The sequence below is a fragment of the Streptomyces barringtoniae genome (assembly GCF_020819595.1).
GTDB lineage: Bacteria > Actinomycetota > Actinomycetes > Streptomycetales > Streptomycetaceae > Streptomyces > Streptomyces barringtoniae.
Genome location: NZ_JAJHNP010000029.1, coordinates 37,291 through 57,483, shown reverse-complemented (window position 1 = coordinate 57,483; position 20,193 = coordinate 37,291). Strand labels below are relative to the sequence as shown.

Sequence of the window (20,193 nt, the reverse complement as noted above, 5' to 3'; positions counted from 1 at the left end):
TGGGCTGGCCGTGTCGGGGTGAGATCCCGGCCGATCCTGACCGGGGTGTCCCCTACGAGGTGCAGTGGATGGCTGGACCCGGACTCATCCTGCACTTCCTGGTCGATGACGTCTCAGGCAGTGCTGCTGTGTGTGTCTCGGGCGACTCTCGTGATGCCGTCGAAGCAGCGGTCGAACTCGTGAAGAGTCAAATCCCGTTCAGCACCTTCGAGGATCTGCTGAACGCAGTCGATGCAGCAGCCGATTCCATGGATACGGCACGAGCTCTGATCCGGGCCGGCATCGGAGCTCCGGGCGACTTCGACGAGGGTCTGTTCAGCAGGGTCCGGTCTCTTCTGTTCGGTACCGACCCGGTGTTGCAGGAGGCTGCGATCTGGGCTGTTTCCTACGCGCCCTGGCCAGAATTCCGTGCCGTGCTGCAAGAGTTCCTGTCAGCGTCCTCCAACGAGCGACTGGGGCTGACTGCGCGGCAGGTGTTGGAGGGGTTTGAACAAGAGGAGATCCCCGAGGCATGACCACCTACGCAGACATACCCAAACCCATCCGCTCCGGCCTGGTCATCGTCGACCCCCAGCGCGGAACGCCCAAGGAGATCATCGTTCTCCAGTTCAACCCGGACAGCCTGGAGCGGAGCATCGCGCCGCAGGCGGCCGGGGCGGACAACCAGTCGGGGGACCGGACCGAGGCGTTGCGGCTCAAGGGGCCGGCCGTTGAGACGTGGAAGTTGACCGCGGAGATCGACGCGACCGACCAGTTGGACGTGGCGGCGCCGAACGGGATCCATCCGCAGCTCGCCGTGCTGGAGATGCTGGTGAGCCCGTCGAGCGCCAGCCTGCGCCAGCTCGAGGCGCTCGCGGCCCGCGGCACGTTGGAGATCACCCCGGTCGAGGCCCCGCTGACGCTCTTCACGTGGGGCAACAAGCGGGTCGTACCCGTCAGGCTCACGGAGTTCTCGATCACCGAGGAGGCGTTCGACGTCGACCTGAATCCGATCAGGGCTCAAGTGGCGATCACCCTGCGTGTTCTGACGGTCAGTGACCTGCCCGTCAGTAACCGGGGGTACGAGCTCTACCTCGCGTACCTGGCGCAGAAGGAGCGGCTGGCAGGTCCCGCCGCGACCCGGCGGCTCAGCGCGCTGGGTCTCAGCGGAAGCGGACTGGGAGGGGTCTGATCACCATGGCGTCGCTGGAGAACCCGCTGGACGCGGTCGCGCTCGCACAGGCGACCACCGCCTATCCGCGGTCGAGCCGCTACTACGGGCTGGGCACCGCCCGGTTCACGGAAGCGGACGGCCACGAAGTCACTTATCTGCGTCGCCGCCTCCTCCCCGCCCCGGAGGGCATGGCGGACCTGACCACCCACACCGTCAGCACCGGCGACCGCCCCGACCTCCTCGGCGCCCGCTACCTGGGCAACGCCGAGCAGTGGTGGCGGATCGCGGACGCCAACCCCGTACTGGATCCACGGGAGTTGACCAGCGAGCCGGGCCGTCGGATCCGCATCACGCTCCCCTCGGGCGTGCCCGGAGGGGCGAATGGCTGAGTACGGTCCGATCACGACCGGGCCGATCCATCTGACGCTGATGATGGGCCCGCAGCTGGCCGTGCCCGTCGCGCAGGAGGTCGCGGACTCGCTGCTGTCCGTGCAGGTGACGGTGGCGTCGGGGCAGCGCAGCGGCTTCCAGCTGGCATTCGACCTGGCGAAGGACAGCCTGATCAGCAACAGTCTGCTGCCCGGCGGCCACTTCGATCCCAAGACGCGCGTCATCCTCACGGTCACGGTCCAGGGCACTCCCACCGTACTCATGGACGGTGTGATCATTCGTCAGGAGGTCGGGATCTCCAACCAGCCCGGCCAGTCGACGCTCACCGTCACCGGCGAGGATCTCACCGTCCTGATGGACCTGGAGGAGCGCGCCGCCGTCCCGTACCCGGCGATGTCCCCGGCCGCCCGCGTGCACGCGATCATCGCCCAGTACGCGCAGTACGGGATCACCCCGCTGGTCGTCCCGGAGCTGATCCCGCAGACGCCGATGCCGACGCAGCGTGTGGACTTCCAGAAGGGGACCGACCTCGCCTACGTCAACCAGCTGGCGCAGGCCAACGGTTACGCCTTCTACCTCGACCCCGGCCCCGTCCCCGGGCAGAGCCGCGCCTACTGGGGGCCGGAGGTCCGCCTCGGAGAGCCGCAGCACGCGCTGAACGTCAACATGGACGGACTGTCCAACGTCGACCAGCTGACCTTCGCCTTCGACGGCACGGCACGGGAGCAGCCGGAGGCGCGTATTCAGCTGCCGGCCACCCGCGTCTCCTCCGTCCTGCCCGTGCCCGAAGTGAGCATCCTGCGGCCGCAGCTGGCCCAGCGGCCGGCGCCCGCGCTGAAGAAGACGGTGATCGCGGACACCGCCAAGAAGGACAGCGGGCAGGGCATCGCCGAGGCGCTCGCCAAGGCGGCGGAGTCCGCCGACGCCGTCACCGGCTCCGGCCAGCTGGATGTCGTCCGGTACGGATACCTGTTGCGCGCCCGGGAGTTGGTCGGCGTCCGCGGCGCCGGCATCACCTACGACGGCCGGTACTACGTCAAGTCCGTGACCCACAACCTGCAACGGGGCTCGTACACGCAGAACTTCACCCTTGCTCGCGAGGGGCTGATCGCGCTCGAGCCGACGGTCGTCCCCTAGGAGACAGAGAATGGCTGCTGAACCCACCCGCTACCTCGGCAAGTACCGGGGCACCGTGGTGAGCAATGCCGACCCCATGGGCGTGGGCCGACTGCAGGTCCAGGTCCCGGACGTGCTCGGCGACGTGCCCTCGACCTGGGCCATGCCGTGCTTCCCGCTGGCCGGCCCCGGGATGGGGCAGTTCCATCTGCCGCCGGTGGGCTCGGGCGTGTGGGTGGAGTTCGAGCAGGGCGACCCCAGCTACCCGATCTGGACGGGGTGCTGGTACGGGGCGGCGCACGAGGTGCCCGAGGACGCGGTCACCGCCACCAACAACCCGAACGTGGTGCTCCAGACGCCCGGCCTGCGCCAGATCGTCCTCTCCGACGAGCCCGGCGGCAAGGGCATCACCCTCAAGCACCCCTCCGGCGCGTCGATCGTCATCGACGACACGGGGGTGCACATCAGCAACGGTCAGGGTGCGGTGATCTCCCTGGTGGGGCCGACCGTGACCATCAACAACGACGCGCTCAGCGTCACCTGAATTCCGACGGGGGAAGGCCAAGTTCACGTGTCCGGAAATCTTGTCACCATCGGTGCCACGGTGATGTGCCCGCACGGCGGTCAGGCGAACGTCCTGCCCGCCCAGTCGCGGGTGCTCGTCGACGGCAGCCCGGCCGCCACCGAGGCCGACGTCCACACGGTGACCGGCTGCACCTTCACCGCCGGTGGATATCCCCACCCCTGCACGACGATCCGCTGGACGGGGGCCTCCGCACGCATCCGCATCAACGGCTCGCCCGCCCTGCTCCAGGACTCGACGGCGCTCTGCAACACGGCCGCCGGCGCGCCGCAGGGCCCGCCGAACGTCACGATCGTGCAGCAGCGGGTGGTGGGACGATGAGCCCGCGCAACCGCCGGACCGCGGCAGCGGGCGCGGCCGCCCCGGCCGGAATCCACGCCGAGCGCGTCATCCAGCTGCCCGCTCCGCAGCCGTACCCGTCCCGCACGGACATCGCCTTCCCCTTCCATGTCGACAGCCGCGGCCGCACCGCGGGCACCGACTACGACGGGCACGTGCGGGACATGATCGAGCAGCTGCTCTTCACCAGCCCGGGGGAGCGGGTCATGCGCCCAGACTTCGGCTGCGGGCTGCTCGACCTGGTCTTCGCGCCCAACAGCCCCGAGCTGGCCTCGGCGCTCCAGCTGTCCGTCCAGGCCGCCCTGCAACGCTGGCTCGGCGACGTGATCGAGGTGGACGCGCTCGACGTGGTCAGCGAGGAGAACGTGGTGCGGGTGCACCTTGCCTATACGGTCCGGCGCACCGGGACGCGCCGTACCGACGTGTTCGAGGGGAGCGGGGGAGCCGCGTGAGCAGCGCAGACTGCCGAACCGACCAGCGCCGCGGAGCCGTGCGTGCCGCGCGTCTGCACGGCGTGGACGAGGTGGAGGCGAGCGACGACGGCCGTACGCTCGTCGTCACCTTCCTCGGCAAGGCACCGAACCACCTGTCACACCACCACATCCGCATCGAGGGCGGCCGCCGCATCCGGGACATCCACGCCCTGGCGGTCGAGATCGTCCGCGAGGACGACCCCGAGCTCGACGACCGGATGTTCGTCACCCTGGACAAGGCGGGGGACACGTCGCCCTACCGCCTCCGCGTCGTCGAGACCGACGCCTTCGGCCGGCCGGGGACGCAGCCGCGCCGGGGCTTCGACGTCCGGTACGCCGCCGCCGAGTTCGCCTTCACCCAGGGCGGGCCCAGCCCGTACGACTGCGGGGAGGACGAGGAGGACTGCGCCCCGCGCTACGCCCGCCACCCGGTCATCGACTACACCGCGCGCGACTACGACAGCCTGCGCCGCCTGATCCTGGACCGGATGAGCCTGACCGCACCCGGCTGGGTCGAGCGCCACGCCCCGGACGTCGGCACGGCCCTGGTCGAACTGCTGGCCTACACGGGCGACCAACTCTCCTACCATCAGGACGCGGTGGCCACCGAGGCGTATCTCGCCACGGCCCGCCGCCGGGTCTCGGTCCGCCGTCACGTCCGCCTGATCGACTACGCGATGCACGACGGCTGCAACGCCCGCACGGTCGTGGCGCTTCAGACGGACCGCCAACTGACGCTTCCCAAAGGCGAGTTCCGCTTCGCGGCCATCGACGTGTCGCGTCTCGGCCCGCAGGAGCGCCCCGACTTCGGCACGGTCGTCGCCGACGAGGACCTGGACGCCCTCGCCGACCTGCCCGTCGGCCTGGAGGTCTTCGAACCGCTGAACCCAGGTGCCGATCTCGCTCTCCGCCCCGAGCACAACGAGATCCGCTTCTGGACCTGGGGTGAGGAGGAGTGCGTCCTGCCCAGGGGCGCCACCTCGGCGACGCTCATGGACACCCCGAAGCGTGGGCTCAAGCTCAGGCCCGGCGATCTGCTCGTCCTGGAGGAGGTCCTCGGCCCGCGCACCGGAACGCCCGCCGGCGCCGACCCGACGCACCGCCAGGTCGTCCGCCTCGCCTCGGTCACGCCCGGTGAGGACGAGCTCTACGAGCAGCCCGTCCTGGAGGTGACGTGGAGCCAGGGCGACGCCCTGACCTTCCCGTTGTGCCTGTCCGCACGCGGCGGACTCGACTGCGCACTCATCACGGACGTCAGCGTCGCCCGCGGCAACGCCGTCCTGGTCGACCACGGCCGTTCGCTGACCTTCTGCAACGGCGCCCCCGAGCGCTTCGCCGTCCCGCCCGCGCCCGCCGAACTCAGGCCGTGCGGCCCCGCCGCCTTCGGCTGCTCCGACGAGCGCACCCAGGGCAGCCCCGCCGGCGAGGCGGTCCACGCCCTGCTCGACCAGACCCGCCGCGGGCGTCCGATGACGCCGGACCAGGTGCGCGAGCTGGAACCGCTCCTGGGCGCGGCCGCCGTCGCCCGCGCAGGCATATCCGTCGTCCTCGCCCCCGGCACCACCGTCGAGGAACGCGTCCAGCCCTCCACCGCCGAAGCCCAGGCCACGGCCCTGGAGACGCTCCTCGCCCAGTCCACCTACCCGGCGATCGCCCCCCGCTTCCGCCCGCTCCTGCGCCACACCCCCGTCACCCAGGCCACCCCCTACCCCGACCCCGCTCGTGTCGCCGCGGGCCAGGCCGCCCGTCTGGCAGCCATACCCACCCGGCTGCGCGAGCGGATCGAACAGCTGTGGCGCCGCGCCGAGGAGGGCGAGCCGCCCACCGAGGGCGAGGTCGACGAGCTGACCGTGGTCTTCGGCGCCCGTACGATCCAGCGCCTGCGCATCGACGAACACCCCGGCCGGGCCCTGCGCGAGCTCTACGACCGCCGGACCCGCCTCCTCGCCGGCAAGCTCCGCCGCCTGGAGGTGCTCACCGCCCGCGCCCACGCGGGCACGGTGCTCAACCGCTACGTGGCCTGGGAGATCGCCCAGAGCTGGGGCGAGCGCTACGCCGCCGAGCTGGAACCGGGCGACCCGGTCCTCGCCGGACCGGCCGCCGACGCCCTGCGCCAGGACCCGCGCACCGCACTGCCGGCCGTCCGCGCCCAGGCCGGCGACGGAGTGTGGACTCCCCGCCGCGACCTGCTCGCCGACGGCCCGCGCGGCCACCACGTGGTCGGCGAGGTCGAGGACGACGGACGCCTTGCCCTGCGCTTCGGCGACGGCAAGCACGGCGCGCCGCCCCCGCCCGGCGCCACGCTGGAGGTCGCCTACCGCGTCGGCAACGGCGCATCGGGCAACGTCGGCGCCGAGGCGATCAACCACCTCGTCGTCTGCCGCGGCAGCGACGACAACGGCCGCGGCGCGCGTTCCCGCCGAGCCGCCTTCGAGGCGGTCACGGCGGTCCGCAACCCGCTCCCCGCCGTCGGCGGCACCGAGCCCGAGGCGGTCGACGAGGTCCGCCGGCTCGCCCCGCTCGCCCCGCACCGCGAGCTCAGGCGCGCCATCACCCCCGGCGACTACGCGGCCCTGGCCGCACAGGTCCCGGGCGTGCGCCGGGCCGCCGCCGAACTGCGCTGGACCGGCAGCGGCCAGGAGATGCACGTGGCCGTCGAGGCGGTGCAGCGCCCAGGAGCCACGGTGGCGGGAGGGCCCGCCGGAGCCGTCGACTTCCCCGAGCCCGGCGAGGCACTGCTGCAGGCCGTCGAGCACAACCTGCTGCCGTACCGCCGCATCGGCCACGAACTGGTGGTGCGCCCCGCGCTCCAGGCCTCGGTCGACCTCGCGCTGTCGGTCTGCGCGGACCCGGCCCACCAGCTCGGCCACGTGCTGGCCGAGGTGCGCCGGGTGCTGGGCAACCGCCGGCTGCCCGACGGCAGGCTCGGCTTCTTCCACCCGGACGCGCTGACCTTCGGCGAGCCGGTGCGGGTCAGCCGCCTGGTCGCCGCCGTGGCGGCCGTACCCGGGGTGCTCAGCGCCAAGGTGACGCGGCTGCGGCGCCTCTTCCGGACCGACCAGGGCGAGTTGGCGGCCGGGTTCCTGCCGGTCGGCGCGCTCGAGGTCGCCGCTTGCGACAACGACTCCGCCCGGCCCGAGAACGGCCGGCTCACCATCGAGATCGGAGGTGGCCGATGACCGGCAACCCGTGCAAATGCGGTTGCGATCGCGGCGGAGCCGACCCGGCGACGCCGGTCGAGGTGTTCAACCCGCCCGGCCTGGACGCGGTCCGCTACCGGGTGGGGGAGTACGGGCGCTTCCTCTCGGCGATGCTCGACCGGCTCTCCGGCCCGGCCTACCCCGCCCTGCGGGGCCTCACCGTGCGCACCCCGGACGACCCGGCGGTCGCGCTGGTCGACGCCGCCGCGGTGGTCGGCGACGTGCTCACCTTCTACTCGGAGCGGATCGCCAACGAGGGCTATCTGCGCACCGCCACCGAGGAGGGCTCGCTCGCCCTGCTCGGCGGCCTGGTCGGCCACAAGCCCCGTCCGGGCGTCGCCGCCGAGACCTATCTGGCGTACACCGTGGACCGCGATCCGCGCAGCGGCCAGGAGCCCACGGTCGTCGTCCCGCGCGGCACGCGCTCGCAGAGCGTCCCGGGCCAGGGCGAGGAACCGCAGTCCTTCGAGACCGTCGAGGACCTCACCGCCCGCTGGTCCTGGAACGAACTCAAGGTGCTCCAGCGCCGCCCCTACCAGCTGTCGGCGGCCCAACTCGCCAAGCGCAGCAGGCTGTTCGCCGCCGGGACGACCAACAACATCAGACAGGGCGACCAGCTGCTCTTCATCTTCAGCGCCGACCGCGCCGCCGACCGCAGCCAGCGGGTACTGCTCACGGTCCCCGGCGTCAGCGTCGACCGGGAGAGCGGCACCACGGCCATCGGCCTGCCAGAGGCCTCGCTGCCGTCCCTCCAGGGCATCAAGGCCGAGCTCACCCGCTGGATCACCGAAGAGGGAGAGCACAACCCCAACCCGTGGCCCGAACACAGCCGTATCGTCCGCGACTTCGACGACCAGGTGCTGGCCCCGCTCCGCGGCGAGCTGGACACCCTCGACACCCCGCCGAAGCTCGCCGACCGGCTGACCCGGACCCTCGCCCGGCTGCGCGAGGCCAAGGCCTACGGACAGGACTACCGGGACGTCTCCGACTGGTTCGAGGCCCTGGACACCGAACTGACCCGGCTGCGCGCGCAGGCCCTCGGCCTCCAACCGCCGCAGCCCGCCGCCGGTACGGGCACACACACCACCGCGGCGGCGGCCCTGCCAGGCGCGGCGTCGGCCTCCGGGGCTCCCGGCAGCGAGCCGGGGGACTGCCCCGCCGATGCGATCGACCCGGCCCTCTCCGGGCTCGGCCCGCTGCTCTCCGCCCTGCGCACCCCGCCGGCCGGCCTCCCCTCGGACGCCCGCGCCCTCTCCCGCGATCCGGAGCGCAGCTACGCCCCCGGCTCCGACCTCGGCGCCGGGCTGCTCACCGCGCTCGACCCGCGACTGGGTGACGGCCTCTACTCCGCCTGGGCCAACGTCGACCTCGGTGCACCCCTCGCACTGCTCGATGCCCAGGCCATGCGGGTCACCGGGACGCCGTTCGGCGCCACCGCCCCGCTCAAACCGGTCTACGACGGGACCGGCCGCGTCGTCCGCTACACCGACTGGCCGCTCACCGGGTCCAAGCTCACCGGCATGCGCGTCGACTACGACACGGACGGCGCCACGCCCCGCCGTGCGGAGTTCAGCTACGTCGAGGCCGGTGGCTCGGTGAGCATCAACTTCACCCTCCCCGGCGACGACGGCACCCACGACTTCGGCCCCGGCCGGATCGAACTCTCCACCACCGGCAGTGAGTCGGCGCCGCGCCGGGCCCTAGAGGCCGGCCAGGAGCCGGGTGTCACCGCACGCCTGCGGGCCCACCTCCCGGAGCGCGACCTCTTCGTCTCCCGCCCCGCCGACGACGGCCGCATCCACGTCACCATCACCGCGACCGGCACCACCGACGAGGGTGACGGCAACGGCCCCAACCCGCCGCTGCCCCAGCCGCTCGACTTCCGCCTCGCTCCCGGCGACCAGCCGACGGGCACCCAGGGCGCGTACCAGATCACGGTGAAGCGATCCGCCGACGACGGCCCGGCCTCCGTCGAGGTCACCCTCGCCGCCCAACTCGGCCTGACCGCACGCAACGTGCTCGCGCTCGACGCGGTCTACGAGGGCATCGCCCCCGGCAGCTGGATCGCCGTCGACCGCCCCCGCAAGGGCGTCACCGGCGGCGTCCCCGGTGACCCCAAGCTCTCCAGGGTCATCACCCGGGTGAGCGGTGTCCGTGTGCTCTCCCGCGCGGACTTCGGCATCACCGGCAAGGTCACCGAGCTGACCCTCGAGGACCCGTGGCTGGACGATAAGGACACCCTGCTCTCGCACATCCGCGACACCAGCGTCTACGCCCGCGGCGAGAGCTTCCGGCTGGCCGACGAGCCGCTCACCGACGACGTCGGCGGCGACCTGATCGACCTCGCCCAGCTCCACCACGGCCTGGCCCCCGGCCGCTGGATCGTCGTCTCCGGCGAACGGACCGACATCCCCGGCACCCCCGGCGTGCACGGCAGCGAGCCGGCCATGGTCTCCCAGGCGGTCCAGGCCGTGGACCCGGCCCTGCCCGGCGACACCGTCCGCACCACCCTCATGCTCACCGCCCCGCTCGCCTACCGCTACAAGCGCTCCACGGTGACGATCTACGGCAACGTGGTCCGCGCCACCCAGGGCGCCACCCGCGACGAGCCGATCGGCAGCGGCGACGCGAGCCGGGCCGGTCAGAGCTTCGTCCTGTGGCAGGCCCCGCTCACCTGGCTGGCGTCCGACACCCCGCAGGGCGCGGCGAGCACCCTCCGCATCCGCGTCGACGGGGTTCTCTGGCACGAGGTGGACACCCTGGCGGCGACCGGCCCGCACGACCGCGTCTACACCACGAGCACCACCGAGGACGGCCGGATCCGGGTCACCTTCGGCGACGGCATCCACGGCCGCCGCCTGCCGAGCGGCCACGAGAACGTCCGGGCCACCTACCGGACCGGCATCGGCAGGTCCGCCAACGTCGCCGCTGGCAGGATCACCCAGCTGGCCACGCGCCCGCTCGGCGTGACCGGCGTGATCAACCCGCTGCCGGCCACCGGCGGAGCCGACCCCGAGGGCGCGGCGGGCGCCACCGACACGCGCGCCCTCACCCCCGGCTTCACCCCGCGGCGCCGCCAGGTCCCGCTGGCCGTCTCGGCCCTGGACCGCCTGGTCTCCGTCCCCGACTACGAGGACTTCACCCGGGCCCGGGCCGGCATCGGCCGCGCCAAGGCGGCCCAGCTCTACGACGGCCGACGCCAGTTGGTGCACGTCACGGTCGCCGGCGTGGACGACATCCCGATCGCCCCCGACTCCGGTCTGCTGACCTCTCTGCGCGCCTCGCTCGCCGAGTACGGGGACCTCCGGCTGCCGGTGGAGGTGGCGGTCCGCGAGAAGGTCCTGCTGCTCCTCGCCGCGCAGGTGACGGTCGGCCGGGACCACGACTGGGAGCAGGTCGAGCCCCTCCTGCGTTCCGCCCTCCTCGCCCGCTTCGGCTTCGACGCGCGCGAACTGGCCCAGCCCGCCCACCTCTCGGAGGTGCTGGCCACCGCCCACTCCGTCCCCGGCGTCGACCACGTCGAGGTCACCGCCTTCACCGGCGTCCCGAGCGACCTCTCCCCGCAGGGACTGGAGCGACTCGGCGACCGACTCGCCGTACCCCAGGACGTGGTCGCGGCGCAGCCGGCCCGCCACCACGTCGAACGCCACCGGGTGACCGGCCCGGCGGAGGAGACGCTGACCGACATCGCGGCCCTGTACGGCATCTCCCTCGTCGAACTGCTCCGCCTCAACCCCGACCTCACCGGAACCCAGCCCCTGGGGGCGGGCCGCAGCGTGGTCGTCTTCCGCGGGATCCGCCCGGCGCAGCTCGCCGTGGTCTCCCCGGACCTGCCGGACACCCTGATCCTCAAGGAGGCCTCCGCATGAGCCGGGACCCCGACGGCCTGCTCGACCTGCTCCCGGACTGGTACCGCATCCGCGACGCCGAGTCCGGCGAGCCGCTGCGGGCGCTGCTCGCGGTCATCTCCGAGCAGATCGACCTGATCCGCAGCACCGTCGAGCGGCAGTACGACGACTGGTTCGTGGAGACCGCCGCCGACTGGGTCCTGCCCTACCTGGGCGACCTCGTCGGGTACCAGGTGCTCCCCGGCTACCAGGACACGCTGAGCACCGACCCCGGTCTGGCCGCCCGCCTCGCCCCGCGCCGCGACGTGGCCGACACGGTCGCGAACCGCCGACGCAAGGGCACGTCGGCCGTGCTGGAGGAGATCTGCGCGGCCACCGCCGACTGGCCGGCCCGCGCGGTGGAGTTCTCCCGGCTCCTGGCCACCAGCCAGCCGGTGCGCCTCTTCCGCGCCGACGAGACGTCCGCCGACCGCCGCCGCCTGCGCCGTGGCCGCCTCGCCGACCTCCGCGACGGCGCCGCCCTCGACCTGCTCGGCAGCCCCTTCGACACCTCGGCCCGCACCGCCGACGTACGCCGCGCCGCCTCGACCCGCCGCCAGGGCGGGGTCACCCCGGCCGGAGTGGGGCTCTTCGTCTGGCGGCTCAAGCCGTACGCGATCTCCCGCGGCCCGGCCTACTGCCTCGACCGGGCCCGCAACCAGTACACCTTCTCCATCCTCGGCAACGACACCCCCCTCGTCACCCTCCCCGAGCCGGAGCCCTCGGCGACGCACATCGCCACCATCGACAACGTCCCGGGCTACATCACGCGCCGCCAACTCGCCGATCGGCTCAGCGACTTCTACGGTCCGGGCAGGAGCTTCGCCATCTGGCGCGACGACGACTTCAGCCCCGTCCCGCTCTCCGACATCGTGGTGGCCGACCTCTCCGGCTGGCACTACCGGCCCAAGTACGGCCAGGTCGCCGTCGACCCCGAGCTCGGGCGGATCGCCTTCGGCGCCCGGTCGGCGCCCACGCGCGGCGTCTGGGTCAGCTATCACTACGCGTTCTCCGACGACATGGGCGGCGGCCAGTACCCGCGCGACCGGTTCACCCCGCCCGAGGCCGCCGTCTACCGGGTCGGTCCGGGCCGCCGTTTCGAGCGGATCACCGACGCCTACGAGCAGTGGCGCGCCGACAAGTCCGCGGGCACGGCCGGGTGCGAGGCGATCATCCAGATCACCCACAGCGGCGCCTACCAGGAGCAGTTGGACTTCGCCCTCGACCCCGAGGACCGTCTCGAACTGCGCGCCGCCGAGGGCACCCGCCCGGTGATCCGTCTGCTCGACTGGTACGGCAACCGCCCCGACGCCCTCAACGTCCGTGGCACCGGCGGCACTTCCGGCGACAGGCGGGGCGGCCGCATGGTCCTGGACGGCCTTCTCGTCACCGGCCGCGGCGTCAACGTCACCGGCCCGCTGGGCGAGCTGGTCATCCGGCACTGCACCCTGGTCCCGGGCTGGTCGCTCACCGACCACTGCGCACCGCACTCGCCCGAGGAACCCAGCCTGGTCCTCGACCGCACCACGGCCTGCGTCCAGATCGAGCGGTCGATCCTCGGCACCATCCAGGTCGTCGGCGACGAGGTCGACGACGACCCGCTGCCGATCCACATCGCCGACAGCATCCTGGACGCCACCGCCTCCGGCCTCGAGGCGCTCTCCGCCCCCGACTGCCGGCACGCCCACGCCGTCCTGCACGCCTACCGCACCACCGTGATCGGCGAGGTGCACACGCACGCCGTCGAGACCGCCGAGGACTGCGTCTTCACCGGCCGGATGAACGTCGCCCGCCGCTCGGCCGGCTGCCTCCGCTTCAGCTACGTGCCGCCCGGCTCGCGCACCCCGCGCCGCTACCGCTGCCAGCCGGACCTGGTCCGCGAGGCCGTCCGGGAACTCGTCGAGAGCGGCCGGACGGCCCCCGCGGACGCCCCCGCACTGTCCGCCGCCGAGACCGACCGGGTCCGCCCGCGCTTCACCAGCCTGCGCTACGGCACCCCGGCCTACGGCCAGCTCGCCCACGGCTCTGCCCCGGAGATCGCCCGAGGCGCCGCCGACCGCTCCGAGCAGGGCGCCTTCCACGACCTCTTCCAGCCGCAGCGCACGGACAACCTCCGTGCCCGCCTGGCGGAGTTCGCCCCGGCCGGCACCGACGCGGGCGTCTTCTTCGTGACCTGACACCCGCCAAACTCCAGACGCAGACTTCCCACCGGCGCACCAGCACAAGAAAGTTGAGGGGGACCATGTACGGCGACTTCTCGCGCCTGACCCACCAGCCCGCAAAGCACTACTCCGCGGTGCTCGCCCAGCAGGGCCGCGTCCAGCTGGACGCCGACGCCAATGAGCAGGCGGCGATCGAGCTCTTCCGCTCCCGCACCCTGGCCCGTGACCTGATCGGCCCCGACGGCGGACCCGCCGGCACATCCGGCGACGGCCCCGGCTTCCGGATCACCTACGTCAGGGGCAGCCACGACCAGGACGACCTCACCATCGGCGGCGGCCGCTACTACGTCGACGGCATCCAGCTCGACGCCACGTGCCCCCAGCCGCCCATGACCGTCCCCGCCGGCGGCCTGCAGCCACTGGACGGCGGCTCGGCGGGCGCGGACCGCGACGGCGTCATCCCGTCCCCCACCCCCGCCACCTGGACCTACTGGAACCAGCCCGACGCCTACCGCGACCCCGAGCTGCAGAGCGACCAACTCCCCTCCGCCTTCCCCTTCCTGGCCTACCTCAAGGTCTGGGACCGCAGCGTCACCGCCGTCGAGGACCCCGAGATCCGCGAGGTCGCGCTGGGCGCCGCCATGCCGGACACGGCCGCCCGCGTCAAGACCGTCTGGCAGGTACTCACCCTCCCCGCCCAGGACCTGGACGTCGGCGACGGCGGTGCGGCCACGGTCCGCGCCGCCTTCGACGAGTGGGTCGCCGCCCAGCGCTCCACCGCCCGCCTGGCCGCCCGCGCCGAGCGGCCGGAGGGAGCGGCGGACGAGCCCTGCCTGGTCCGGCCCGACGCCCGCTACCGCGGCCCGGAGAACCAGCTCTACCGCATCGAGATCCACCAGGGCGGAACTGCCGAGCGGGGCGCGACCTTCAAGTGGTCGAGGGAGAACGGCAGTGTCGCCTTCCCGATCGCCGAACTGGACGGCACCTGGGTCGCGTTGTCCACCCTCGGCGACGACGACAAGCTCACCCTGGACGTCGGGGACCGCGTCGAGGTCTGCGACTCCGCCTACATCAGCCGCGGCGAACCGGCGCCCCTGCTGAGCGTCGAGGAGATCGACCTCCCCGGCCGCCGGGTCCGCCTCTCCGCCGAGCCCCTGCCCGGCATCGGCGCGCTGCCCGAGCGCCACCCCTTCCTCCGCCGCTGGGACCACGCCTCCACCGGCACCCCCGGCCACCGCCCGCGCACCGACGGCGGCGCCCTGCCCGTCGAGGAAGGCACCTGGCTGGAGCTGGAGGACGGCCTCCAGGTCTACTTCAACGCCGGCGGCTCCTACCGCTCCGGCGACTTCTGGCTGATCCCGACCCGCACGGTCACCGGCGCCGTCGAGTGGCCGGCCAACTCCGCCGGCGACCCCCTCCTCCAGCTCCCGCTCGGCATCGACGTCCACTACGCCCCGCTGGCCTGGATCACCGGCGAGAACTCCCTCACCGAACTTCGCCGTGTCTTCCACCCCCTGGCCACGCCGCTCTCGGACGCGCACGTGGACCCCCAGGAGAACTGAGGAGAACCGACGTGCCCCTCTGCCCCTTCGCCTCGGTCCGACTCCTCGCCCGATCCGAGCCGCCGTCACCCCTCCGGCCGACCCAGATCATCGTCCACACGGCGAACGCCACCCTCCCCGCCGCGGACGTCCGCTTCCGCCGGCCCGGCGCCCGCGGCCGGAGCCATTTCGGCGTGTCCGCCACCGGAAAGATCACCCAGTGGCTGGACACGTCCACGCCCGCCGACTCCGCGTACCGCGCCAACCTCCGCTCCGACGGCACCGGCGCGGTCACCATCACGACGGAGGGGCACGTCTCCGAGCCCTGGACGGACGACCAGCTGGACGCCCTGGTGCGCCTCCACTGGTGGCTGATGCGCACCCACCCCGCCATCGCCCACCGGGCCTGCCGCACCCCCGCCGACCCCGGCCTGGCCCACCACACCCTCCTCGGCTCGCCGGGCCCCTGGACTCCCGTTCCCAAGTCCTGCCCTGGCCCGCGCCGCATCGGGCAGTGGGAGGACTCCCTCCTGCCGCGCGTCCTGGCCCCGTACGGCATCTCCGTCTCCGACATGCGCCCGCGCCACGAGCGCGCCGAGGAGATCGTCCAGGAGCTCCTGTCCCTGTCGATCGCGCCCCTCACCGCGCCGGCCGCTGACGAGTCGCCCCTGACCCCGTCCTCGGACCCGTCCTCGGCGACGCCGCCGGAGCATCCGCCCACCGCGGCCGACACAGCACCCCAACCACGTGCGCGGGACTCCGCGGTGTCGGTACAGCCCCGCCAGCACCACCCCGTCCGGGAAGCCCTCCGCGACTTCTTCCTCCCCGACTCCGCGCCCCAAGCCCCCCAGCCGTCCGCACCGCCGTCCGCCGCTCAGGAGGGGGTCTGACGCGACGAACCCGGAGCTACCGGTCCTGCCTCGACGGCCGTAGGACCGCCTCGCTCGCGCGCACGAGCGCGGACAGCGGTTGTACGGCCCAGCCGGTGAGGTCACGGGCAAAGGCCAGGTCCAGCTCGATGGTCACCTTGAGGTAGCGGGTATCCAGCCGGGTGACTCTGGTGGGAGCGGGGGCGGGGGCCGTCGTGTCCGGCCGGCGCTGCAGCGCGGCTCGATAGGCGTCCTTGCGCTGGTTCATACCGTGTCCTGGCGGCTGATGAGCTCCTCGGCGAGATCCATGTACGCGGTTCCCTTCACCTCGACGGGGCTGCCGAAGGACTGGGAGTACAGGTCGAGCCGCGGGATATGCGTGGACAACACGTCGAAACCCCGCTCGGTGAGGGCTTCGCGGGCGTCGGCATCGGGACCGGTACGCGTGGCGTCGGGACGATTCGTGCGGTTCAGCAGGACGGCGGCGCGGGCCGGGAGGGAGCGCAGGGACTGCATGTCATCCATTTCGCGGTCGATGGGCGCCATGCGGTCCAGCTCGATCGGGGCCGGGGTCACCGGCACGATCCACTCGCTCGCGTACCGCATGACGCCGCGGGCGATGTGGGCGTGGTCCTCCAGCTGCGGCGCGTCGAACACCACTGCCCGCCGGTTGTCGAGAAAGTCGTTCACCCGCCGGTGTACGTCACCCACGGGAAGGGCGAGCACGGGGAACGGAAAGCCGCCCGCCAGCTCGCTCCAGCGCAGTGCCGAAGAGGCGGGGTCGCTGTCCACGAGCAACGGTGACAGGCCCGACGCGTGCAGCGCGTGGGCCAACCAGACGGCGCTGGTCGTCTTCCCCACACCGGGTTTGAGGTTCACGAATGCATAGCTCAGCGGCACAGGAACCGACGCTAACGGCTGAACGCCGAGGACCGGCGCTGACGCGGAGCCGCCGTGCACGGTTCACCCGGCGGCGCCGGTGAATCATTCCGGCGGGCTAACCCCGTCCCTTCTGTTTCCCCGCAGTTTTCCACCGCACTCTGGACACACGCCTACTCCTCGGTAAGGCTGGCGCGGCGGAGGCGCCCGGCTCTCGGGCGTGAGGGTCAAGTGCCGTCAGGGACAGGGGGATTCATGGGCGGGATCAGTCGGCGTCGGTTCGTGACCGGGATGTCCTCGGCGGCCGCGACGGCCGCGCTGTGGCCGGTGCTGACACCGGGCCGAGCACTGGCGCGGGACCAGGCCCTGGCGGCCACGGCGGCGCGAGCCGTACGGATCGACGGCACCACCCTCGAACAGGCGGCGGCACCCGTCGGCGACGGGGCGTACAAGCGGCTCGTGGCCGGCCCCGGCTGGCCCCTGGTGGTGCGCGCCGAACTGGCCGGCGCGGCATCCGGGCGGGACGACCGCCGCACCGGGCTCGCCTCCTTCGTGCAGTTCACCGACCTGCATCTGACGGACACCGAGTCACCGGTACGCTTCGAGTACCTGGCACGGTTCATCGACAGCGCGCATCGCCCGCAGGAGACGCTGACCGTGCGGGGCGCCGCATCGCTCGTCGAGCGGGTCAACGCGGTGCGCCAAGGCCCTTACACCGGGCTGCCGTTCGGCCTGGTGATGGCCACCGGTGACAACACCGACAACCACGAGCGGATCGAACTCGACTGGTACCTGACCGTCATGAGCGGCGGCCGCATCACCCCGAACAGCGGCGACCTCGCGCGCTACGAGGGCGTGCAGAACTCCGGCAACGCGCAGTACTGGAACCCCGAGTCGTCCCTCCAGGACGCCTACAAGGCCAAGGGGCTGCCGCAGATCCCCGGTTTCCTGCCGGGCGCGATCCGCCCCTTCGACGCACCCGGCCTGAGCGTCCCCTGGTACACCACGGTCGGCAACCACGACGACAGCATCGAGGGCAGCCTGCCCGACCTCGGCCTGCTGGGCGACCTGTACACCGGCTCGCGCAAGGTCGAGGGCTGCGACGATGCGACCGCCGCCAAGCTGGCGGACGCCCTGCTGCACGACCCCGGCGAGGCCGTGATCCTGCTGAGCGGGCTGCTGACCGACGGCGGCACCCTCCGCACGGTCACCCCCGACGAGCGTCGCCACCCGTTCACGCCCACCGAGTTCGCCAAGGCCCACCTGAACCCCGCGTACACCGGCGCCGGACCCGTAGGCCACGGATTCACCCAGGACTCGGTCGGCAGCGGACACCTCTACTACACCTTCGATCTCGCCGACGGCGTCCTCGGCATCAGCCTCGACACCACCAACCGGGCAGGATTCGCCGACGGTTCACTCGGCACCGGGCAGCTGAACTGGCTGGAGTCGGTCCTCAAGGCGCACAGCGGCCACTGGTACGGCACCGACGGCAGCGTGGTGCGCGGCGGATCCGGCAACCGCCTCGTCGTCGTCTTCAGCCACCACACCAGCGGCACGATGGGCAACCTGCTGCCCGACCCGTACCACCCCTTCGAGGGCCGTCACGGCGGCGACGAACTGGTCGCGCTGCTCCAGCGCTTCCCGAACGTCGTGGCCTGGGTCAACGGCCACACCCACACCAACCGGATCATCCCGCACGGCCACACCGTCCCCGAGCGCGCCTTCTGGGAGATCAACACCGCCTCCCACGTCGACTACCCGCACCACGCCCGGATCATCGAGATCGCCGACAACCAGGACGGCACGTTGTCGCTGTTCACCACGCTCATCGAGTCGGCGGCACCGTACGCGACCGACTTCACCGACACGTCCGACCGCGGCCTGGCCGCCCTCTACCGCGAGCTCGCCTACAACGACCCCTACGCCACCCCCGCCACCCGCATCGGGACGGCCGGCGACCACAACACGGAGCTGCTGCTGACCAAGCCCGCGCCGTAACGGCCACCCGGCCGGGGGTCTTCCCGCTGTTCAGGGCGTGCAGCGCACGTATCACCCGGAGTGCTCACCGAGCGGTGCCCGGCACGCCGACCCGGCTCACATCGGCCCCGCCGTGGTCTGCCCCACCTGGAGGGAGCTGCGCAGCACCACGGTGCGCAGCGGCCGCTCCTGGCCGGCGATCCGGTCCAGCAGCAGGCCGGCCGCCGTCCACCCCAGCTCGTACGAGGGCACCTGGACCGTGGTCAGGCCGGGCCGCACCAGCGGCGCCCAGGGCACTTCGCCGAACGACACGACACCGATGCGCGGGGGGTGCAGACCCGCCTCGCGCACCGCCTGCAGCGCCCCGACGGCCATCAGGTTGTTGGCCGCGAAGACCGCGTCCGGCGGCTGCGGCAGCGCGAGCAGATCGACCATGGCCCTGTGCCCGCCCTCGGCCTTGAAGTCGGCGTGCCGGGTGTAGTCGCGCAGCGGGTTCACCTCCCCGGCCGGAGCGCCCGCGCCGTCGTCCAGGAACTCCCGGAGTGCCCTGCGGTGGCCGGCGAGCCGTTCCTCGGCGGTGGAGGCGCCCCGCGGGCCGGTGATGCAGGCGATCCGCCGGTAGCCGCGGGCCAGCAGGTGTGCCGTGGCGGCCGCGCCGCCTTCCTCGTTGTCCACCAGTACGGCGTCCACTCCCGCCCCGCGGGGACGGCGGTCCACCGCGACCACCGGTATGCCGCGGCTCTGCAGGGCGGACACGTCGGTACGGCCTCGGGACGCGGCGGCCACGATGACGCCCGCCATCCGCTCGGCGATCGCGATGTCCAGATACCGTCGTTCCTTGTCGAGGTCCCCGTCGGTGTTGCACAGCACCACCGAGAAGCTGGTGCGCTGCGCGGCGTCCTCGACGCCGCGGGCCAGCGCCGTGAAGAACGGGTTCTCGATGTCCGGGATGATCAGTCCGACGAGGCTGCTGCGCCGCATCCGCAGCGAACGGGCGACCCGGTTGGGGGCGAAGCCCAGCTCGGCCGCCGCACGCCGGACCCGTTCGGCGCGCTCCGGCGTGACGCGGCCCCCGTTCAGGACCCGGGAAACCGTGGCAGGGGAGACCCCGGCGGCCTCGGCCACGTCGTTGATCGTCGTCATGGTCCTCCGACCTCTTGCCCGACCCGTACAGGACTCTTGACACCCTCGGAGGCCAAACCCTACGTTCCCCTTGAAAAGGATTTCAAGGATTCCGCCGGGATGCCCGCCGTTGTACAGCGACCTTCCCTGAAGGTCCTGCTCCTGTCGGAGGAGCAGGACGTATGGTTCCAGAAATCGATTTCCCCTTCGCTTTCCCTGTATCACCGGAGGCCACCCCATGGCACGCATCGGCCTGCTGCCCTGCTCATCGCGTCCGGGCAGGTCGGCGGCACCGAGCCGGCGGTCCCTGGCGCTGTGCCGGGCCACGAGCCGACCGCCCGCCGGTCCGCGGCCTCCTGACGGACCCGTGGGCCGTCCCGGTCCTGCTCACACGCCCGCGTCCCCGGCCTGCCGCCGGGGATTTCCGAAAACGATTCCTACTACGTCACCTGTGCACCATGGGAGGTCCGCAATGACGCGGATGAACGCGGACGGTGCG

General features: G+C 72.6%; 16 protein-coding genes. 13 read left to right on the top strand and 3 right to left on the bottom strand.

The genetic code is table 11. The annotated features are described in order from the left end of the window. Positions 1 to 68 precede the first annotated feature (68 nt). From LMU33_RS37045 to LMU33_RS36990, 12 genes are all read left to right on the top strand, one after another. Positions 69 to 515 (top strand): hypothetical protein, encoded by a 447-nt coding sequence (locus tag LMU33_RS37045; RefSeq protein WP_228625760.1) that lies wholly within the window; start codon positions 69 to 71, stop codon positions 513 to 515. Continuing rightward, on the top strand, positions 512 to 1,171 hold the full coding sequence (locus LMU33_RS37040) for a CIS tube protein (protein ID WP_228625758.1): 660 nt from the start codon (positions 512 to 514) through the stop codon (positions 1,169 to 1,171). The genes LMU33_RS37045 and LMU33_RS37040 overlap by 4 nt, the downstream gene beginning before the upstream one ends. Before the next feature lie 5 nt (positions 1,172 to 1,176). Beyond that, positions 1,177 to 1,542: a LysM peptidoglycan-binding domain-containing protein gene (locus LMU33_RS37035; protein ID WP_228625756.1), complete on the top strand. Its 366-nt coding sequence runs from the start codon at positions 1,177 to 1,179 to the stop codon at positions 1,540 to 1,542. Then, positions 1,535 to 2,680 carry a hypothetical protein gene (locus LMU33_RS37030; RefSeq protein ID WP_228625754.1) on the top strand — a complete coding sequence of 382 codons (1,146 nt, stop codon included), beginning with the start codon at positions 1,535 to 1,537 and terminating at the stop codon, positions 2,678 to 2,680. Before LMU33_RS37035 ends, LMU33_RS37030 begins: the two co-directional genes overlap by 8 nt. A gap of 10 nt (positions 2,681 to 2,690) precedes the next feature. Beyond that, complete coding sequence (locus LMU33_RS37025) at positions 2,691 to 3,203, top strand: phage baseplate assembly protein V (RefSeq protein WP_228625752.1); 513 nt, start codon at positions 2,691 to 2,693, stop codon at positions 3,201 to 3,203. A gap of 27 nt (positions 3,204 to 3,230) precedes the next feature. Next, entirely contained in the window at positions 3,231 to 3,563 is a 333-nt protein-coding gene (locus LMU33_RS37020; protein WP_228625750.1) for a PAAR-like protein, read from the top strand. Next, entirely contained in the window at positions 3,560 to 4,033 is a 474-nt protein-coding gene (locus LMU33_RS37015) for a GPW/gp25 family protein (RefSeq protein ID WP_443728985.1), read from the top strand. Before LMU33_RS37020 ends, LMU33_RS37015 begins: the two co-directional genes overlap by 4 nt. Further along, a complete protein-coding gene (locus tag LMU33_RS37010; protein WP_228625748.1) occupies positions 4,030 to 7,233 on the top strand; it encodes a putative baseplate assembly protein in 3,204 nt (1,067 codons plus the stop codon). The genes LMU33_RS37015 and LMU33_RS37010 overlap by 4 nt, the downstream gene beginning before the upstream one ends. Beyond that, on the top strand, positions 7,230 to 11,123 hold the full coding sequence (locus LMU33_RS37005) for a putative baseplate assembly protein (RefSeq protein WP_228625746.1): 3,894 nt from the start codon (positions 7,230 to 7,232) through the stop codon (positions 11,121 to 11,123). The genes LMU33_RS37010 and LMU33_RS37005 overlap by 4 nt, the downstream gene beginning before the upstream one ends. Beyond that, positions 11,120 to 13,318, top strand: coding sequence for a hypothetical protein (locus LMU33_RS37000; protein ID WP_228625744.1), 2,199 nt, complete (start codon positions 11,120 to 11,122; stop codon positions 13,316 to 13,318). The genes LMU33_RS37005 and LMU33_RS37000 overlap by 4 nt, the downstream gene beginning before the upstream one ends. A 65-nt stretch (positions 13,319 to 13,383) precedes the next feature. Continuing rightward, complete coding sequence (locus LMU33_RS36995) at positions 13,384 to 14,865, top strand: DUF6519 domain-containing protein (protein ID WP_228625830.1); 1,482 nt, start codon at positions 13,384 to 13,386, stop codon at positions 14,863 to 14,865. A gap of 11 nt (positions 14,866 to 14,876) precedes the next feature. After that, on the top strand, positions 14,877 to 15,734 hold the full coding sequence (locus tag LMU33_RS36990; protein WP_228625742.1) for a peptidoglycan recognition protein family protein: 858 nt from the start codon (positions 14,877 to 14,879) through the stop codon (positions 15,732 to 15,734). A 16-nt stretch (positions 15,735 to 15,750) separates the two neighbouring features. Here the strand turns inward: LMU33_RS36990 and LMU33_RS36985 are convergent, their stop codons facing one another. Together LMU33_RS36985 and LMU33_RS36980 are read right to left on the bottom strand one after the other, a co-directional pair. Continuing rightward, positions 15,751 to 15,981, bottom strand: coding sequence for a hypothetical protein (locus tag LMU33_RS36985; protein ID WP_228625740.1), 231 nt, complete (start codon positions 15,979 to 15,981; stop codon positions 15,751 to 15,753). Beyond that, positions 15,978 to 16,613 (bottom strand): nucleotide-binding protein, encoded by a 636-nt coding sequence (locus LMU33_RS36980; RefSeq protein WP_228625738.1) that lies wholly within the window; start codon positions 16,611 to 16,613, stop codon positions 15,978 to 15,980. Before LMU33_RS36980 ends, LMU33_RS36985 begins: the two co-directional genes overlap by 4 nt. Before the next feature lie 234 nt (positions 16,614 to 16,847). On the opposite strand from LMU33_RS36980, the gene LMU33_RS36975 reads away from it, so the two are divergent. Next, positions 16,848 to 18,593: a TIGR03767 family metallophosphoesterase gene (locus LMU33_RS36975; protein WP_228625736.1), complete on the top strand. Its 1,746-nt coding sequence runs from the start codon at positions 16,848 to 16,850 to the stop codon at positions 18,591 to 18,593. 96 nt (positions 18,594 to 18,689) lie between these two features. Here the strand turns inward: LMU33_RS36975 and LMU33_RS36970 are convergent, their stop codons facing one another. After that, entirely contained in the window at positions 18,690 to 19,715 is a 1,026-nt protein-coding gene (locus LMU33_RS36970) for a LacI family DNA-binding transcriptional regulator (protein WP_228625734.1), read from the bottom strand. Positions 19,716 to 20,193: the final 478 nt, after the last annotated feature.

Coding starts and splice junctions, on each gene's coding strand:
- LMU33_RS37045 (WP_228625760.1), top strand. CDS start 69: ATGGCTGGACCCGGACTCATCCTGCACTTCCTGGTCGATGACGTCTCA.
- LMU33_RS37040 (WP_228625758.1), top strand. CDS start 512: ATGACCACCTACGCAGACATACCCAAACCCATCCGCTCCGGCCTGGTC.
- LMU33_RS37035 (WP_228625756.1), top strand. CDS start 1,177: ATGGCGTCGCTGGAGAACCCGCTGGACGCGGTCGCGCTCGCACAGGCG.
- LMU33_RS37030 (WP_228625754.1), top strand. CDS start 1,535: ATGGCTGAGTACGGTCCGATCACGACCGGGCCGATCCATCTGACGCTG.
- LMU33_RS37025 (WP_228625752.1), top strand. CDS start 2,691: ATGGCTGCTGAACCCACCCGCTACCTCGGCAAGTACCGGGGCACCGTG.
- LMU33_RS37015 (WP_443728985.1), top strand. CDS start 3,560: ATGAGCCCGCGCAACCGCCGGACCGCGGCAGCGGGCGCGGCCGCCCCG.
- LMU33_RS37005 (WP_228625746.1), top strand. CDS start 7,230: ATGACCGGCAACCCGTGCAAATGCGGTTGCGATCGCGGCGGAGCCGAC.
- LMU33_RS37000 (WP_228625744.1), top strand. CDS start 11,120: ATGAGCCGGGACCCCGACGGCCTGCTCGACCTGCTCCCGGACTGGTAC.
- LMU33_RS36995 (WP_228625830.1), top strand. CDS start 13,384: ATGTACGGCGACTTCTCGCGCCTGACCCACCAGCCCGCAAAGCACTAC.
- LMU33_RS36985 (WP_228625740.1), bottom strand. CDS start 15,981: ATGAACCAGCGCAAGGACGCCTATCGAGCCGCGCTGCAGCGCCGGCCG.
- LMU33_RS36975 (WP_228625736.1), top strand. CDS start 16,848: ATGGGCGGGATCAGTCGGCGTCGGTTCGTGACCGGGATGTCCTCGGCG.
- LMU33_RS36970 (WP_228625734.1), bottom strand. CDS start 19,715: ATGACGACGATCAACGACGTGGCCGAGGCCGCCGGGGTCTCCCCTGCC.